The organism is Moorena sp. SIO3I8 (assembly GCF_010692325.1).
Taxonomy (GTDB): domain Bacteria; phylum Cyanobacteriota; class Cyanobacteriia; order Cyanobacteriales; family Coleofasciculaceae; genus Moorena.
The window spans coordinates 1-17,749 of the sequence record NZ_JAAHHW010000081.1 but is presented as its reverse complement, the minus strand read 5'-3'; the positions used below and the strand labels follow the sequence as shown (position 1 = coordinate 17,749).

Annotated in this window: 16 protein-coding genes and 2 pseudogenes; 7 read left to right on the top strand and 11 right to left on the bottom strand. The window is 43.8% G+C overall.

Annotated elements, in window-relative coordinates; translation table 11 throughout:
- Positions 1-106: 106 nt before the first annotated feature.
- Entirely contained in the window at positions 107-1,738 is a 1,632-nt protein-coding gene (locus tag F6K51_RS24850; RefSeq protein ID WP_293025245.1) for a mechanosensitive ion channel, read from the bottom strand.
- A 1,207-nt stretch (positions 1,739-2,945) separates the two neighbouring features.
- On the opposite strand from F6K51_RS24850, the gene F6K51_RS24845 reads away from it, so the two are divergent.
- Positions 2,946-3,410 carry an SRPBCC family protein gene (locus F6K51_RS24845; protein WP_008178794.1) on the top strand — a complete coding sequence of 155 codons (465 nt, stop codon included), beginning with the start codon at positions 2,946-2,948 and terminating at the stop codon, positions 3,408-3,410.
- 42 nt (positions 3,411-3,452) lie between these two features.
- On the opposite strand, the gene F6K51_RS24840 is transcribed toward F6K51_RS24845, so the two are convergent.
- A complete protein-coding gene (locus tag F6K51_RS24840) occupies positions 3,453-4,274 on the bottom strand; it encodes a SirB1 family protein (protein WP_293025242.1) in 822 nt (273 codons plus the stop codon).
- A 210-nt stretch (positions 4,275-4,484) separates the two neighbouring features.
- Positions 4,485-4,622 (bottom strand): annotated as a pseudogene (locus F6K51_RS24835) (formyltetrahydrofolate deformylase); the annotation flags it as partial.
- Between the two features lie 177 nt (positions 4,623-4,799).
- On the opposite strand from F6K51_RS24835, the gene F6K51_RS24830 reads away from it, so the two are divergent.
- Positions 4,800-5,786 (top strand): aldo/keto reductase, encoded by a 987-nt coding sequence (locus F6K51_RS24830; RefSeq protein ID WP_293025240.1) that lies wholly within the window; start codon positions 4,800-4,802, stop codon positions 5,784-5,786.
- A gap of 219 nt (positions 5,787-6,005) precedes the next feature.
- Here the strand turns inward: F6K51_RS24830 and F6K51_RS24825 are convergent, their stop codons facing one another.
- The 4 genes from F6K51_RS24825 to F6K51_RS24810 all read right to left on the bottom strand — a co-directional run bounded on the left by F6K51_RS24825 (position 6,006) and on the right by F6K51_RS24810 (position 9,421).
- Positions 6,006-7,247, bottom strand: a complete 1,242-nt coding sequence (locus tag F6K51_RS24825; RefSeq protein WP_293025238.1) for an SH3 domain-containing protein — start codon at positions 7,245-7,247, stop codon at positions 6,006-6,008.
- Between the two features lie 81 nt (positions 7,248-7,328).
- Complete coding sequence (locus F6K51_RS24820; RefSeq protein ID WP_293025236.1) at positions 7,329-8,207, bottom strand: universal stress protein; 879 nt, start codon at positions 8,205-8,207, stop codon at positions 7,329-7,331.
- A 355-nt stretch (positions 8,208-8,562) separates the two neighbouring features.
- Positions 8,563-8,739, bottom strand: a complete 177-nt coding sequence (locus tag F6K51_RS24815) for an NblA/ycf18 family protein (RefSeq protein WP_008178810.1) — start codon at positions 8,737-8,739, stop codon at positions 8,563-8,565.
- Positions 8,740-9,154: 415 nt separating this feature from the next.
- The gene (locus tag F6K51_RS24810) at positions 9,155-9,421 is read right to left on the bottom strand and encodes a hypothetical protein (protein ID WP_293025233.1); all 267 of its coding nucleotides are present in this window, start codon (positions 9,419-9,421) and stop codon (positions 9,155-9,157) included.
- A 398-nt stretch (positions 9,422-9,819) separates the two neighbouring features.
- On the opposite strand from F6K51_RS24810, the gene polA reads away from it, so the two are divergent.
- The gene (polA, locus tag F6K51_RS24805) at positions 9,820-12,822 is read left to right on the top strand and encodes a DNA polymerase I (RefSeq protein WP_365940153.1); all 3,003 of its coding nucleotides are present in this window, start codon (positions 9,820-9,822) and stop codon (positions 12,820-12,822) included.
- Between the two features lie 186 nt (positions 12,823-13,008).
- Here polA and F6K51_RS24800 read toward each other — a convergent pair whose 3' ends face one another.
- From F6K51_RS24800 to F6K51_RS24790, 3 genes are all read right to left on the bottom strand, one after another.
- Positions 13,009-13,353: a type II toxin-antitoxin system PemK/MazF family toxin gene (locus F6K51_RS24800; protein ID WP_293025231.1), complete on the bottom strand. Its 345-nt coding sequence runs from the start codon at positions 13,351-13,353 to the stop codon at positions 13,009-13,011.
- Complete coding sequence (locus F6K51_RS24795) at positions 13,347-13,583, bottom strand: hypothetical protein (protein WP_293025229.1); 237 nt, start codon at positions 13,581-13,583, stop codon at positions 13,347-13,349. Before F6K51_RS24795 ends, F6K51_RS24800 begins: the two co-directional genes overlap by 7 nt.
- A 340-nt stretch (positions 13,584-13,923) precedes the next feature.
- Positions 13,924-14,376 carry a helix-turn-helix domain-containing protein gene (locus tag F6K51_RS24790; RefSeq protein ID WP_293025227.1) on the bottom strand — a complete coding sequence of 151 codons (453 nt, stop codon included), beginning with the start codon at positions 14,374-14,376 and terminating at the stop codon, positions 13,924-13,926.
- On the opposite strand from F6K51_RS24790, the gene F6K51_RS24785 reads away from it, so the two are divergent.
- Both F6K51_RS24785 and F6K51_RS24780 read left to right on the top strand, forming a co-directional pair.
- Positions 14,369-14,824: a hypothetical protein gene (locus F6K51_RS24785; RefSeq protein ID WP_293025225.1), complete on the top strand. Its 456-nt coding sequence runs from the start codon at positions 14,369-14,371 to the stop codon at positions 14,822-14,824. The genes F6K51_RS24790 and F6K51_RS24785 overlap by 8 nt on opposite strands.
- Before the next feature lie 1,035 nt (positions 14,825-15,859).
- Complete coding sequence (locus tag F6K51_RS24780) at positions 15,860-16,633, top strand: hypothetical protein (protein WP_293025223.1); 774 nt, start codon at positions 15,860-15,862, stop codon at positions 16,631-16,633.
- Positions 16,634-16,638: 5 nt separating this feature from the next.
- On the opposite strand, the pseudogene F6K51_RS24775 reads toward F6K51_RS24780, so the two are convergent.
- Positions 16,639-16,755, bottom strand: a pseudogene (locus tag F6K51_RS24775) (DNA-binding protein); the annotation flags it as partial.
- A 212-nt stretch (positions 16,756-16,967) separates the two neighbouring features.
- On the opposite strand from F6K51_RS24775, the gene F6K51_RS24770 reads away from it, so the two are divergent.
- Positions 16,968-17,294, top strand: a complete 327-nt coding sequence (locus F6K51_RS24770; RefSeq protein WP_293025221.1) for a hypothetical protein — start codon at positions 16,968-16,970, stop codon at positions 17,292-17,294.
- 13 nt (positions 17,295-17,307) lie between these two features.
- Positions 17,308-17,475: a hypothetical protein gene (locus F6K51_RS24765; RefSeq protein ID WP_365940151.1), complete on the top strand. Its 168-nt coding sequence runs from the start codon at positions 17,308-17,310 to the stop codon at positions 17,473-17,475.
- The last annotated feature ends 274 nt before the right edge of the window (positions 17,476-17,749 follow it).

The window sequence follows — 17,749 nt, the reverse complement described above, 5'->3', positions numbered from 1 at the left end:
ATGTAGAATTAAGAATTAAGAATTCTACATTCTACATTCTTAATTCTTAATTCAAAAAGGGCGAACAACCTTGGCCAATAGGCCACGCTACGGGAATAACTTCGACTTACTTTTTGAAAGAATCTAGCCATTCTCTAACTTGCTCACCAGCAACATCGCGACCTCCGAGACCGAAGGCTAATGCGATCGCAACAGCGATTGCACCTAAGAGCAAACCAAAGGCTAAGTTCACAATATCAGGGGCAATGCCCATTTGTTGTAGACCTAGAGCTAAAGAAAAGGCAATAATCGCAATCCTAGCTACTTGTGCCAGGATATTGGATTGGCGAGCGCCAGAGCCAGTAATCAAGTTGAAAGCAAAATTAGCTAGGAACAGACCGATAGCAAGGACTACTAACCCGGACAGCACCCGAGCACCAATGAAACCGACCCCACCAACAATGTCAGTTAAGGCGGGAATCTGTAACACATCCGTTGCTGCCACAATACCAGCGATCATGATACCGATCAGTACAAGCAGTCCCGCTAGCTCAGAAGGGGTGCGACTGGTAAGTGGGTTCTGTGGTGTTTCTGATTCTGCTGTTTCATCAGTTGTTTGATCCGTGGTGCTAGGAGCGCTGGTGGAAAAACCTAGCCAATTAAATAGATTGTTGAAGCCAAGGTCTGTCAGGACGTTGGTGACCAGATCACTAACAAACTGTCCAATTACGTAGAAAACTGCCAGAATACCAGCCGCAGCAAATAGTTTGGGGATGGTATTAGTAACCTGGCTTAACATTGCGATCGAAGGGCCAGAGATTGCCTGGATCTGCAAGGCATTAAGGGCAGCGGTAGCAACGGGAATCAAAATCAGGACATAGACAATCGTACCGATAATCCCTGCTAGGGAGCGACCACCAGAGCTACTCAGTCCAAACCGCTCCCCGAGCTGATTTGTACCTGCTGCTGTCAAGAAACTAGTGACAAGACGTTGTACAAGTTGAGCAATAAACCAACCAATAGCACCAATTGCGATGGCTGCGCCAATATTGGGTACAATCCCCCAAATCTCGCCCAGCATACTTAGTACTGGATCGAGAGTTCCCTGTAAGCCTAGGGTTTCTAATACCGATGGCAGAAACAGTAGGAAGATTAAGTAGTACAGGGCATTGCCAATGGTTTGAGCCAGAGAGAACTGACTAGTGCCAGCATCGCCGACTTGCTCACCCAAGCGCTGATCGATATTCAATGCATTGAGCGTCCTGACTACTATCATCTTGACGATAGTTCCTAGTAACCAGGCAACACCCAAGAGAATCGCCGCACCAAAGACACTGGGCAGGAAGCCAAGGATGGTGTCTAGAAAACTATTCAGGGGTCCGGAAACCGTATCTAGCTTGAGGGTTTCTAGAACCGCCACTACCGTGAAAACGATGATAATCCAGAAAACCGCGCCGGATAACCATTGCTCAATTGGAGGAGGCTGGGTTCCTGACTGGCCGCCAGTAGCCCACTGAGCAATGTTGTTGTCAATATTGGTGCGATTCAGTACTGCTTTGGTAATACCAGCAGCAATCTTAGCCAGGATAAGACCAATGACTAAGATTGCGATCGCTTTAACCACATTCAGTAAGGTGGTTCCCCCATCTGCCAAAACTTGGTCTAATGCGGGAACTCCTGTCTGGGCTAAAACCAGGTGTGCCGATGGCTGCACACCCACTCCTACAATTTGGAAGATACCTTCCCAAGTTCCATTCATAGTCTTTGTTCTTACTTAAATTGTCCAATGCCACAGGCAACCCTAAGTTTCTTAAGTTCCTTAAGTTCCTTGTGACTACTGTGGTCTGGTGAGGAGCACGGTATTATCGTCTCAACTAGATAAGTTTGGGAGCGGGGAAGCTGCGCGTCTGGTGACCCCAGAGGACCCGCGACGGGGCGGTATAGGCTGCCGTCCCAAAAACAGCTGGACAACAAGAGGTGCAGTTATTGTGCTTTCCAGTTCAAGCCTGAATCGCCTTATCTGCTGCACAAGGTAAGGTTTGCCTGGCCAACGTTGTTGGTCGGTACTTTCCGAACCGCACTGTCTTACCCCTGGTCTAAGTGTTTAACGATTCGGTTCTAGAGCTTGGAGCGGGCAAAGTACCCCAAGGTAGGAACTTTAACACTTACCAACAACGTAGACCCAATACCAGAAGGGCAACCCCTTCGGTCAAGGTCTTAGGCTGGTCAGCTACCTGAAGGCAGGCTATCTACGCCTGGTCTCTTCAGAGCAGGGTGCTGACTGAAAATAACCTTGAGCAGAAGGTACGACGAGAACATTTAAAAGTAAAGGTTGAGATGTTCATGGAGAACGTTTTACTCCTCAAATTTTCCACAGATGTGGCTTAATCTTGCCTAACTGACAAATCTTGACCCAGGAGTGCTGATAGAATTTACCCATAGTTGCCGAGAGCAGTCAACTTATTGGTTTAGGGGGTTAAGCCCCCTAAATCAAGCTGGGTAACTTGATTGAGTGTTGAATCGGCATTTCCCCCGATGTGACGTCCGACACTCGGGAGCTGAAAGATTTCTTGGTAGGTTTGTCAGTCACTCAAGATGTAACCCTTATATTTAGAGCCAATTGATGTACAAAAATCAAGTCTTGATTAATTTTTCCTCCTCACAACTCTAGTGGTCTGGTAGTGTGGCTAGCTGCCACGGTAATCAAGATAGTTCATTGAACCTCCCCAACCGTTATAGGATGGGGATTCCCAGGCACAACCAACTAAGTGGCTGTTAACTCCATGGGCGTAACTTTCCCTGGCCTTTGGCCACGCTGCGCGAACGTTCCGGGGGTAGCCGGGTAGGATCGATACCCAGTTTTTTCGCTTATTAACGCCATTGAGGGGAAAATTCATCCCCGACCTAAGAGGACGGGGTATTCTTTTCCCCTCAAACTCCCCTCTTCGATAATGTGGAAATTTTACATGCAAAACGCCCAAATTTTTGAACAATCCATTAAAATTAATGCGAGCGCCACCATTGTCGAGCGCTGTATCACTGACCAGAGCTTAATGCATCGCTGGCTCAACCCGATTTTGCGTTGTGAATCAGTGGGACAGTGGAGTACTGATGTGGGGAGTCGCTCGCGGTTCATTATAAACATTCCCTGGTTGCAGCCCACTCTCAAGAGTGTGGTTATCGACCGCAAGCCAGGGTTAGTGGTTTGGCAGTTCCAGGGTTTTTTCAAAGGACGAGACCGCTGGGAGTGTCAGCCAGCTGAACAAGGCACCCGTTTGGTCAACCGTTTTGAATTTGAAATTCCCAACCCCATCGTTAGCTGGGGGTTCAACAGCTTTGCTGCCCAATGGACTCAGAATGATATGAAAGCTCAACTCAGACGCCTTAAGTTAGTAGCAGAGGAGATTTACCGACGTGAGTGTAGTCATTAGGGATTAGGGATTAGGGTTAATCAAGCCCATGCATAGAAGCCTCTACCGATTTCCGATCTGTTCAAGTAACCGACGAATGATATCAGCATCCTCAGCTTGGGGCAGGATTTCCAAATAATGTTCCAAATCCTGGCATGCTTCTGATAAATATCCCAACTGGGAATAAATCAGCCCCCGATCCCGCAGTTCTATCGGTGCATTAGGAAACAGCAACAACATCCGCTCAACTGCAGCTAGTGCTCTCGGTAAGTCTTGGCGATTGAGGTAAATTAATTTAAGATTCATGAGCATCCGTGCCAACAGCTGCCGATTACTAACCGGTGCTAGGAAACGTGGTTGTAGCGTTACCGGATGCCCATAAATTTGGGTTAGTCGTTCCTCGCAGTCTTGTTGAAATAAAATCTCACCACCATCGAAAGCATCCACAAAGATACCCACCTGCTCAAACTCTGGGCGAATTAAGAAATGCCCTGGCATCCCAATACCAACCATGGGAAAATCAAGGCGTCGAGCGACTTCCAGGTAAACCACGGAAAGAGTAATCGGAATACCTGTGCGCCGATCAATTACCTGATTGAGGAAACTATTACCGGGATCGTAGTAATCACTCCTATTACCCGAATATCCTAGGTCATCATATAAATACTGATTAAGAGTCTTAATCACTCGCAGGGGATAGCGTTGCTCCGGCAAACGCTCCTCTACGTCAGATGCCATTACATCTAAGGCATTGAGGTAATCATCAATAGCCAGATCTGGGTATTCCTCCTGAGCTATATAAAGCGCTGCTTTTGCCAAATGAATTTGGTCATCTGGCTGATTTATTTCTGTGTAAAACCCTTGACGCCCTGAGGTAAAGTCCATTTAAAATTCCGTCAGCTACTCTGATTATATAGTATTTTTATTTGATATGTAAACATAAGATTGATATAAAAAGGGAACAGGGAATAGGGAATAGGGAACAGTGTCAATATATCCGAGGAGTTTTTAGTGTTCTCATAAAGCAAGGCAATCGCTGATAGGGAGGGGCTGCATCAAAACATGGACAAAAGTTTAAGTTTTTTTTCCTGATTTAATTCCAGTTGCCAAATCTGTATGTTGATCGGCGTGGATAATGTTTCCACTATGGGAATAGATAAAGTTAGCAATCTTGGCCACAAGTCCTTGTTGCTCGGGACAAGACAGCAGTATTGTTGCCGTCGGTGAAGTCATCTTAACTTCTCGAATAAACATACAGATAGACAGCTATTATAGAAGATAATATCTGATTCGTCTAGACTCAACATCGAGGTAATTTCCGTAACGTTAATACCTAAGCATTCAGCTGAATGCTTACCTTGCAAAAACCAAGCTAAAATATGAGCAAAGCTACTGTAAAATAGGCGAGCGATGACACCCAAAACAACTCGACGTAAGTTTATCGTGACCAGTGTTGCTGCTGCGGGTGGTATTGTGGGAAGTGCAGCATGGCATCAACAGCAGTCTCAACTGTCAGCAACAGCAGCTATTCAACTGCCAACAGCAGCTACAATGCCAGAACGAGTGTTAGGGAAAACGGGGGTTAAAGTTCCAATCTTTGGGTTGGGAGGTGCAGGACAAACCCCTTTGTCGAAGATGAATCGAGAAGCTGATGCTGTCGCCCAAATTGAAGCGGCGTTACAGTTTGGAATTCGTTATTTTGATACCGCAGCTAGCTATGGCCCCAGCGAAAACTATATGGGTAAGGTATTACCCCCTTATAGATCTAATCTATTTTTAGCAACAAAAACAGCACAACGAGATCGAGATGGGGCTTGGCGAGAGTTAGAGCGATCGCTTAAACGCCTTCAAACTGATTCTATCGATTTATGGCAATTACATCATGTTTCTTTTCACGAAACGTTAGATCAGATTTTTAGTTCTAATGGCGCTATCAAAGCCTTTGAAGAAGCAAAAGAACAAGGAATTGTCAAATATTTAGGCATTACCGGACATCATGAACCGGATGTGATTGCAGAGGGGTTGCGGCGCTATCCCTTTGATACTACCTTAATTTCTCTGAATGCGGCAGATGTTCACCATCCTCGACCTTTTGCTAAAACTGTTTTACCAGTGGCGCGAGAGAAAAATGTAGGAGTCGTTGCCATGAAAGTTCCGGCTTATGGCAAGTTATTCAAAAATGGTGTGTTAGATGGAATGGAGCAAGCCATGGGTTATGTGCTCTCTCTGGAGGGAGTGCATTGTTGTATTATTGCTGCCGAATCCGTCGAGCAATTAGAATCAAATTTTAAAGTCGCCCAAGCATTTCAATCCTTGAGTTCAGCACAAATGACTGCTATTGAAACACGCACAGCTTCTGCTTGGGAAGACAATACATTTTTCCGGAAGTGGACTTAGGACTATAGCAAACTGTACCCTCGATACCTACAGATCAGCAGTAGGGTGCGTGATTGACGCACCCTACAATCTTAGCTGCATCGCCTATCAAAAATGCTGCGAGATATAGCAGTCGCCAGGGCAGGCGCGGACATGACAAAAGTCTCAAACCTAAGTAAGCGCAAGAGTTTGACTTCTGACTTCTGACTTCTGACTTCTGACTTCTGCTAGATCTAAGGCTTAACCTACTGGTGCTGACGGCTCTTCTGGCTTATACTCAGGACAATAGATCAGATACTTGCCAGTAACATAACCTTGTAAGGGCGCAGAAATAGGAACCCAGCCATTACTACCACGATTAACAATCGTTACCTTAGAACCATCAGCGATAATGCCAATAATCTCGCCATCATTTGACGGTGATTTGCGGACATTTAAACCCTGTGGTGCTGAAACTTGCCGACAATCCTCTTCAGATGGTGGTGGTGTTGGACAAGGTTTTATTTTAACATACTTGCCAGACACATAACCGATTATGGGTTCTGAAATCTTCAGCCAGCCATCTGCACGTATACTCTCAATCTTGACCTCGGTACCATTTTTTAATGTACCGATACTTGGACCACCAGCGGTTGAACGCACTATCAGATCACTACCAGTAGTGGTAACTGTACCACACTCTTTTTTGACAGTGGGACAGGGTTGAAGATACCGCTCAGACACATAACCTTCTCGGGGAGAAACAATCGGTACCCAACCATCAGTGCTAGTACCCTTGATAGTGATTTTAGTACCATTTTCTAGAACACCGACAATCGTACCACCAGGGGTCGCACGCACATTTAGCGGGTTACCATTAGTCGATACTAGACGACATTCTTCTTTGGGAGGAGGTGGTGGACAAGGTTTAAGATACCGGTCGGAAACATAACCCTTTTGGGGAGAGACAACCTGTACCCAACCATTAGTACTGCTATTGACGATAGTGATTTGAGCGCCATTGTCCAAGTCACCAATAATCTTACCACCAGGACTCTGACGTACATTCAGACCCCTGCCAGTATTGGTAGAAACTATTCGACATTCCTGCTTAGGTGGTGGTGGACAGGATTGGAGATACCGCTGAGAAATATAACCTGACAAGGGAGAAGAAATTTTTGCCCAGTCTTGGTTTACTATTTGCTCAAGGGTAACCTCAGACCCGTTTTTGACTAAACCGATAATCCGGTAATTGCTACCGGGTCCACTGCGGACATTGAGATCACTGCCTCTAGTGACCACTTTGCGGCAATTGTCTGTAGCCACAGCAAGTTGAAATTTTGCTTGGTTCTCAAATGAGATGTTTTCTAAACGAGACGATGGGGTAAATTGAGCGATCGCAGGACTAGTAGCATAAGATGGCGCAGGAAAAGCTGTAAAAGCTAGCGCCATAGAGATGCACACCACTAGTAATTTTCGCCAACCACTAATCTTTGTGATCATATGTTGGATTTATTATTCACTACCAAAGTGGAATGGCTTTATTTTATTAGAACTTCCGATAAAACCCCAGACTCTCTATCCTTAGCTTTGTGGTGGCAAGAATAGAACAGGGTGCCAGCTGCTGCGCATTAAATCACCGGCTAAGCTACGGACTGACCAATCTAAGAATTTTCCTTTGTGATCGGAAGAGATTGCGATCGCAGTAATATCATATTCTAAGGCTGTGTCTAAAATCTCTTCACGGGGATTGCCCACTCGCACGTCTGTATTGACCTGTAAGCCCAGCTGTTCTAACTCTGCTTTTACTGGTTCTAGCTTGTCTTGAGCTTTTTGTAACTGAGGCTCTTTAGATAATTCTTTGCGCCCCCCTTCACTGACTACCCACAACAGCATACACTGCTTTAGTGAGTCATCTGGTGCTTGTTTAGCATACTCTTTGACCCTTTCCACGACAGATTGAGACGCTGTAGTGCCGTCATAGGGAATTAGCAAATACCGGAATAGATGTTGGCAGCGTAGATCGAGTTCTTCGCAGGTGTAAGCTGAAATCAGTTGTGGTCGCAGCATTAGCAATGGTGTACTACATTCCTTGCTCAAGGTTGCTGTAGTGCTACCGAAAAGCTTTTCTTGTAATAAGCTGCGCACTGGCGTGCCAATCAGGATGACATCAGCATGGTAACGTTTGGCGATTTTAGGAATACTGTCACTAGGACGACCTGAGGTCACTTCGATGTGAACCTCTACCCCTTCAGGTATATTGGTCAAACCGTTTTCAAAGCGGCGGCGAGCTTGTTCTATTCCTTCTTCATCAATGCGAGGTATTTCTCCCTCTTCCCAAAGCGGAACAAAGTGGCAGAAGATGATTTTCTTAAGCCCACCAGCCGCTAAACTGGGGACAAACTCTACTAGCCGATATAAACCGTCAGAGAAATCGGTGCAGATTAGGCAATGCTGAAACATATGCAGGGAGGATGGCTTTTGCTTAGAGTTTCTTTGAGACTAGAACACTTTACAATTACTTTGGATAGTTTTGCATTAATTTATACAAATTTATCAACTATTCATCCTGACTTGCCTAGACTGAATTGGGGTATTGCCAATCCTATTTCCTTTAAGCAAGCCTACGGTTATAATACTTACGCTGATTATATTAGTTAACAATAAGTTGAATCAATCAATTTTAATTTTAATTAAATCTTAATATAATTCCAGTTGACGCCCCAGCATCCCCAGCTCCTTTCCTACCTACGGAATTGAGCAAGAGAAGGAGGTCGCGACTCAATTAAGGCGAATAACAATCAGACTAGGGCTTTAGCTATAATCCCCACTCGTGTTTTAGGACTTCTTTGTACATTGTTTCACGCATCATCATTTGCTCATAGAGTTTGATTAGGAATTCCTGAGCTTGCTCACGGCTCATTTTCTGGACCTGAGATTCAAACGACCGCAGGTTAAATTTTTGTTCCAGGGAAAGTTCTACTGGTTTAGACATAGTTGAGCTCCTTAAAAACTAATCATGGGTTTTGGCTGGCTAGAGCAGCCCTAGTTTAGATCAAGCTAGGTATCGGTCAATGTATAACCGTTAACCTACCTGACCTTTAATGAAGAATCGTAACAAGTATTTGACAAAATGACCATATTTTGATCCATTATGACGTTATATATGACCTAGACTATTTCTAGCAAGTTCCCTGGCTAGGATTGATGCTGTGGAATTCGGTATAGCAGAAGTCAGAAGTCATACCGAGTTGCATTCAAAGAGAGTAGATTAGTTGGATAGGGAGATGGGGAGATAGGGAGATGGGGAGATAGGGAGATAGGGAGATGGGGAGATAGGGAGATGGAGAGATTCGCGGAAGAGAAAGTTGTACCTTTGACCGCAACTTAGTATCAGAAGTCAGCTAGACTCACGTTTCGGAGTTTATGAATGATAGTGCTATATAATTACTTCTTATACTCGATAAAACACAATAGGTGCGCGCCTCGTGGCGAGTAAATCGCCCTTGGGTCGCACCTGTAGAATAGGCATCTTGCCGTGGAATCGGCATCAGGCGTGGAACTGGCATCAGGCGTAGAACTGGCATCAGGCGTAGAACTGGCATCAGGCGTAGAACTGGCATCAGGCGTAGAACTGGCATCAGGCGTAGAACTGGCATCAGGCGTAGAACTGGCATCTTGCCAGTTTCCTCCTTATTTTCGGGCGGGCAGGATGCCCACTCTACTGATATTCATTCAAAGACTGACGCAACGCCGATAAGACAACCAGCACCCTACCGGTATAGTATTTAATTGACTATATTGTAATGAATACAGTTGAGTCAGTGGCTTCGTCGATGGGATTGGCCTTTGAGCCACGCTACGCTCAGGAAGCGAACGCATCCCCGAGATACAACCAGCACCCTAACGGAATAGTAGTTAATTAACTATAGTTGAGATCCCATTAGCTACTTGACCTAGACCCTAGACAGCTAACGATTCATCCTTAGTTACTTACCTGGTCAATGCTAGTTAATCCGGAATTACCTAGCTGCTAACAAACAAGCAATCCCTACAATACCGCTACAATAGGGATATGCCCAAATCTACTTCTTCTGACAACTCTCCCCCGGTCCCTGAGGATGACCCAATGGCAGCATCCCCGCTACTGATCCTAATTGATGGTCATTCTCTGGCTTTTCGCTCCTATTTTGCTTTTGCCAAAAGTCGTCAGGGTGGATTACGCACCAAAACGGGAATTCCGACCAGTGTCTGTTTTGGCTTCATTAAATCCTTGCTAGAGGTAATGGAGTCAGAAAACCCGAATGCGATCGCAATTGCTTTCGATACCAAAGAAGCCACCTTTCGCCAACAAGCCGATGCTAGTTATAAAGCCAATCGCACCGAAACACCAGAAGATTTCCTCCCAGATGTAAAGAATCTCCAGCAGTTACTACAAGGGTTAAGAATCCCAGTAATAACCTCTCCTGGTTATGAAGCTGATGATATATTAGCAACTTTAGCTCACCAAGCTACTGATCAAGGCTATCGGGTCAAAGTTGTATCTGGCGATCGCGATTTATTTCAACTCGTTGCTCCAGATAAAGGGATTACCGTTTTATATCTCAGTGGTGCCTTTGCGAGAGGGAGTGCTACAGTTGGCCCAACGGAATATGGCTTAGAAGAAGTAGAAGCAAAATTGGGAGTTTTACCCTCTCAAGTCGTAGATTATAAAGCCCTCTGTGGCGATCCATCCGATAATATTCCTGGAGTGAAGGGCATCGGAGCAAAGACTGCTGTTAAGTTACTCAAAGAATACCAAACCCTGGATAATATTTATGCTTCCCTTGATACTATTAAGGGTGCCGTTAAGAAAAAGCTGGAAGTAGGTAAGTTAGATGTAGAACATGCTCGCTATTTGGTTCAATTGCGATTTGATACTCCTATCGATATTGATTTAGAGCAGTGTCAGCTCCAAGGATTTGATCCTCAAGTGCTCAAACCGCTATTGGAGAAGTTAGAGTTAAAGTCATTTATCAGTCAAATAGATAAACTTCAGCAGCGTTTTGGTGGCGTAGTGCTAGAGGATATCCAAACTGATGCCCCAAATGATACTGATAGTGATACTGATAGTGATACTGATAGCAATACTGATAGCAATACTGATACTCAGGAAGATCAGGGTATTTCCTTTTTCAGTGCAGCGGAAACGGAAGAGTTTCAAGAGCAAGGGTCTAATACTGGTTCGATTCAACCACAAATTATCGATACTGTAGACAAGCTGACTCAATTAGTTGAACAGCTGAAATACTATACCGATGCTGGAAATCCTGTAGCTTGGGATACAGAAACTAGTGATTTGGAACCACGGGATGCTGAGTTGGTGGGGATTGGCTGTTGTTGGGGAAAAGAACTTACTGATGTTGCTTATATTCCTATCGGTCATAAAGATGGGACTAATTTAGATAAGGATATAGTCTTAGAATCCCTACGTCCAATTTTAGAAAGCTCAGATTATCCCAAAGTCTTACAAAATACGAAATTTGACCGACTAGTGTTCCGTTGTAACGGGATTAAGCTAGCAGGAGTGGTATTCGATACCATGCTAGCGAGTTATGTACTCAATCCCGAAACTAGCCATAAACTTAGTGACCTAGGGCTGCACTATTTAGGAATAGAAGCAAAAAGTTATGATGACTTAGTTCCGAAAGGGAAAACTATCGGAGATTTAGACATTCCCACGGTAGCCGATTACTGTGGGATGGATGCTTATACCACCTTCGGAATAGTTTCTAAATTGCGAGAAGAATTGGCGAAAATTCCAGCTCTGCAGGAATTGTTGCTAGATGTAGAGCAACCCCTCGAACCAGTATTAGCTGAGATGGAATACCAGGGGATTAGTATTGATAAGGATTATCTGGAACAGTTCTCTCAACAGCTGGAAAAGGATTTAGTGGCAATTAAACAGCAAGCCTATCAAGATGCTGGACAAGAATTTAATTTAGGTTCCCCTAAACAGCTGAGTCAGTTACTGTTTGAGAAACTAGGGTTAGATCGTAGGAAGTCTCGTAAAACCAAAACTGGTTACTCTACCGATGCTACTATCTTAGCTAAATTACAAGGAGACCATCCAGTAGTAGATGCTGTTTTGGAATACCGTAGTTTATCTAAATTGAAATCTACTTATGTGGATGCGTTACCAGCACTGATGCGTTCCGATACTAAACGAGTACATACGGATTTTAATCAGACCGTGACCACAACTGGTAGACTATCTTCATCTAGTCCTAATCTACAAAATATTCCTATCCGTACTGATTTTAGTCGCCAGATTCGGAAGGGTTTTATTCCAGAATCCGGTTGGCTGTTGGTATCCGCTGACTATTCCCAAATTGAGTTACGAATCCTAGCCCACTTGAGCCAAGAGCCAGTGCTAGTGGAGGCTTACCAAACTCAAGCCGATGTCCATACCTTGACAGCGCAAATGTTATTTGATAAAGAAGACATTACTGCTGAAGAGCGGCGCTTGGGTAAAATAATTAATTTTGGCGTAATTTACGGCATGGGAGCACAACGGTTTGCTCGGGAAGCTAAGGTATCGGCAGCTGAAGGAAAAGAATTTATTGATCGATTGAACCAACGCTATCCTCTAGTGTTTGCTTATTTAGAGGAAACCAAGAAAAAAGCGATCGCACAAGGCTATGTAGAAACTATACTCGGACGCCGTCGCTACTTTAGCTTTGGTGGTAACAGTCTTAGAAAGCTACAAGGTAAGCCTCTTGATCAGATTGATCTCGATCAACTTAAGGGTATCAATCCCTATGATGCTGGATCATTAAGAGCAGCAGCTAATTCCCCAATCCAAGGCTCTAGCGCTGATATAATCAAAATTGCTATGGTTAATTTGTATCAAGTGTTACAGAAATATCAGGCGCGGTTGCTATTACAAGTCCATGATGAATTAATCTTTGAAATTCCCCCTGATGAATGGGAAGAATTGCAGGTAAAAATTCGGGAAACTATGGAATCAGCAGTTAAGTTGACTGTTCCTTTAGTTGTGGAAATACATGCTGGGGAAAATTGGATGGAAGCGAAATAGGGTAATAGTGCGTAGGGTGCGTTAGGGGCGGACTTGTGGTTATTTTTATCCTCGCAGCCAGGGTTGGAATAGTCCGCACCGTAACGCACCACCGAGTCTAATTCAGAGTTGACACTACCCGGTCTAATGATGAAATCTTTACTGAATAAGGGTTTTGGAATTTAGAAGTGTTTGCCCTGCTTGTGGCTAGAGATACAAAACCATTCGCAAACCATCATCTACCTCCTCCTGTAAATAGTCTGGAAGTGAGCCGATGCGTTCAGTTAGAAATACTTTGTCAACTGTGAAAATCTGAGAAACATTAGCGACAGAATCTCTAGATAAGCCTGATACTTTGCTAGGCAACAATACGTTGCCTGGGGCTTCTGCTAGCTGAGTATTTGAGGTAATTATTACAACGATAACCGTATTTATAGGGCTCTGATTAAAAAGATCATCTTGAATTATCAACACAGGACGACGATATCCTGGTTCAGAACCTTTTGGGTCAGGCAGATTTGCCCACCAAATTTCCCCACGATACATTACCATTTATCATCAGGCAGAGACATGAACTGTATCTTTGCCATCACTGGATCTAGCTCAGAAGACTCTTTATAGTAGACTTCATTCAGCTTGTGTAAAATTTCATGGCGATTGTACTTTTTAAGATAAGCTTTTAATGCTTTTAGGTAGAGTTCACTACGTGACAAGCCCATCTCTTTAGCAAGGGCTTCTGCCTCTTCAAAAACTGAGTCTGGAAGTGAAATTGCGGTTTTCATAGTGACCTTAGGAATAAGACCTATTTCTTAATTATACTTTGGTTATACCAAGATTGCAATAGCTCCGCCTATTATGTATTTAAGTAGGTTATTTAAATTATAACTAGGTGGGTATAAATAAACGTTAAAACCTAAGCATTAAGCCCTCAGCCGTTGACCGTAGGCCACGCTACTTTAGGTCAGTCAGCTTCAAAGAAACCTAGAACGAAAGAATTTAATAGTTCCAGATTAATGAGAATTGAAAGTTTGGAGAAAAGTGCTTGGCCATTGGCCACGCTACGCGAACAGCATGCTACACGCTTCGACGCTGATAGCTGACCTCGCTAAGCCCCTGACCCCCTCAACTACTAGCTGGAAAACTACCACCAACAAAGTGAATATCACTGAAGGTTTCAATCCACAAACGAGCACCACAATCCAATGGCTGATCTGGCTGATACACAATCTTACACGGACCAAGGATTTCCACCTCATTACCGTAGAGATTAGTGCCCTTTCGTTTTACTGAAATCACTGGCTTCCGGTCTTTCGGGCTTTTCTTCATATTTGAGCCAATGTGATTGCGGTTGACATTAATCTTCGCTAAAGCAGGGGGACGACTAGTGCGCCATTTCCCCTTTGGTCCACGATTACCTTTGGTAATTTGTGGCAAATGGTTGAACAGAGGAATAATCCAGAATTTCCCGCTTTTATAGGCACCCCGCACCCGACCCTTCTCTAGGAGTTGGCGTAATCGTCGAGATGAAATTCCTAATAGAGATGCTGCTTCAGTAGTTCCAACGCACTTGTTCATCAGTGGACTCTCCCTTAACTATTCCGATAATACTAGTTTAAAGGAAAAAAGAGAAATCGACAATTTCCGGGAATCGGAAATCGGGAATCGGAAAGAAACGGAAGAGTTTAGGATACGATCAGTGGATGCGATCGCAACCGTCAGTTTCCCGGTTCCAAAATTTGCCTGTCATGCTACCCTCGCCATAGTGGATGCGGTGAGTTGGGATTTGAGTGGTACACGATTCTCGCCCTGGAGACGCTACGGGATTGACCTTGGCCAAAAGGCCGCGCTACGCAAATGGTCACGCTACCCGAACGCAACCTTTAACAGTCCAGTTTCAAAACTCGCCCATCCCTATACCTTCAACATGGTGGCGGGCGCATCTATTGCTGCATTGATGGAGTGCGATCGCATCTGTTTTACTAGGAGGATACTGATGCTGTGGGGTTGCGCAATCAAGGAATGATTTTAATATATGTCAAGAAATTCCCCTTATTTATCAATAGTTTCAACATAATGCTAAACACAGCAAACAGGGAATAGATAAAAGGGCTGATATCTACATATTGGGTATGCTCACCAGCTTCTTTACTTAAACCTAATCCCTCTTGCTGTACTAGCCGTTTAGCTAACAGTAAATTATTACCAGCACGCTTTCATGTGGCACACAGAGTAAGCGACTATTCCATAATTGAAAGATCTGGGTTATTGCATACACTACAAGGATCTAGTGGGTCTGTGTTTCCACTATTACCGCTACCAATAGTATCTTCATCAGTTAGGCAGCTGATATTCTTGCTCGAATGGAGACTACCATTGTAGTAATAATTTAGAAAACAGGAATCACCTTCTTGTTCTATAACAAAGCAATCTATATTATCACCACATGGGTCTTCCTGTGTATTGATTTCATCGGCGAGTGTTTTTACAGGTGCTAACCCGATCATTGAAAAGGCTAAAGAACTGCTCAACAAAATAGTCGAAAAATTTTTAAGCATAATACTAAGAACTTGAAATCGTTAGTCGCACACTTTAATCAGACATGATTTGTAATTGATTGTTCCCGCGCGACAAAAAAAAATGGGGGAAGAAACTTATCTCCTCCAGAACTTACCGATCAAATCTACTTGTACGGTTAATTAAAACGCACCTTACGCTATATATAGCGGATACAGCGGTTTACAATTGCTGTTAGGTACTTTCGTTTTGGGTTTTTAGGGAGCAGGGACTAAGGCTGTGGGACACGCTACGGACGGAGCAGGGAAGAGAGAAGACAATCCTGTGTACCTCATAATTATGGCTCTTCCGTACTAAGAGCAGGGAAATCTAAAGTTGTAAGGAATGGCCTTTAAGGGATCAGATCCTTTTCAATCACTTGAGGAGTGGTTAGAATCTTTAGACATATAAATACTATAGTCATCAGATGCAAAATTACACACAAGATCAGAAGCTAGTAAACCCGCAGAATCCACCTAGATCTTTAGTTAAGAATTTTTTATGGATGGGAATCGGTATTGCAACACTTTTCATTACTGGTGAGGGAGTCATTTTTGGCTATCAGCAATGGCTATCTCATCAAGAGCAACTATTTGTGGACACTATGGAAGACCTGATCATCAATAAAGACTTTGTCGAGTGTATGAACAAAGCTCTAGAAATTCCTGAAACTTCTCACCAATCGTATAATGCACGAGCTTTTCTAAATCAGTGTGCTCAAGGACAGTTGGCTCAAGCAGAGAAAGTGGTAAAAGATGGCCAAAAGGCCACGCTACGGGAACAGGAGTTGAAACCCGTTGATGAAAATTATAAATTAGCCATTAACTTGGCAAAACAAATTCCTTCATCAACGTCTGTATATAATAAAGCTCAAGATGCGATCCTTAAGTGGGAAAAAAAGTGGAGACAATTAGTTGGAGTAGAAGGATTTACTGATGGCATCTATTTTTACCAGCAGAACAAAGGTTCTAATCTATATCTTATTTTCCATAAGAAAGGAAATACTATATTAGGTAAAAAATATGAGTTTCACAGTGATTATATAGTTTGTTTGAGAGGAGTTATACGGCGTAATATACTGGAAGAATTAATTGAAATTTCTTATGGCCTTGATTTTATACCACAGGTCGAAAGTGTTGACCCCATAAATTTATCGAAGTGGTATCGAATAAGTTGGGATAAAATCTCTAACTCTAGCAAGTATCCTCTACAATATGCTTATAACAATAAGCATCATCATATAGAATCTTGTCAAAAAGAATTCGATAAAAACCCTTGACCGACTTAGCTAGTAGCCGGAAAACTACCACCAACAAAGTGAATATCACAGAAGGTTTCAATCCACAAACGAGCACCACAATCCAGTGGATTATCCGGCTGATACACAATCTTACACGGACCATTATTTTCGGGAATCGGGAGTCGGGAATCGGGAATCGGGAATCGGGAATCGGGAGTCGGGAATCGGGAATCGGGAATCGGGAATCGGGAATTGGGAATGCGATCGCAAAGAGCATGACCGTTCGCGTAGCGTGGCCAAACAAGGTCAATCGCGCAGCGGCTCCAAGCTCCCATCGCACATAGTTATCTACAACAATTAACTAATTAATTAGTTGGGTACACAGGATTTTTCCCCACTCCACTACTCCCTACTCCCTACTCCCTGCTCCCTGCTCCCTGCTCCCTGCTCCCTGCTCCCTATTCCCTGTTCCCTGTTCCCTATTCCCTACTCCCAACATTTGTTACAAAAGTTTTCAAAAAATGTTATAATGAAAGATTATTTGTGTTATAATAAAATTACCGTGGGCGCTAAAACGTTCCACGGTAAGAGCCAGCCGACAGTTTCTCCCGGCTACAGGCTGGCTCTGGAGCCCCAGTTAAGGAGATACCTAATATTTTATGTCGTACTCTCAACGCCTATATCCATGGGCGCTCATTAGGTTATTGCCGAAGATGCAGCGGGTGGTTGTTCGTCGTTTTCGGAACCGTTCTGATGCGGAGGGTCACTTGCAGGCTCTTAAACGACTGATGCCCGATGAAAAATTTATTATTATCTTCGATTTAGGAGACCCTATAGACGGCGATTCTATAGAGGGCGAGTCTACAGACGAAGAATCTTAAGAAGCAGGAAGTTTAGGAAGTCTGAAAAGCCCAGCTCTTTACTAATCAAATTTTAGTTGAACCCCATAAACAGCCCTGCAAAGTGGGGTGTGTGTAAGTCAATCATTCATCTTGATTCGGTCAATTGTATTGTATGGCAAAACCTGTAGATATTGGTAGCAAACGCCTAATCAGTCTCGCTCCTAATGCTTGGGTGCAATGGGTAACCGGTAATCCCCAAGTGCGGGCATCTCAGTTACTCGATGCTGAGTTTCAATGGATTAGTCGCGAAAGC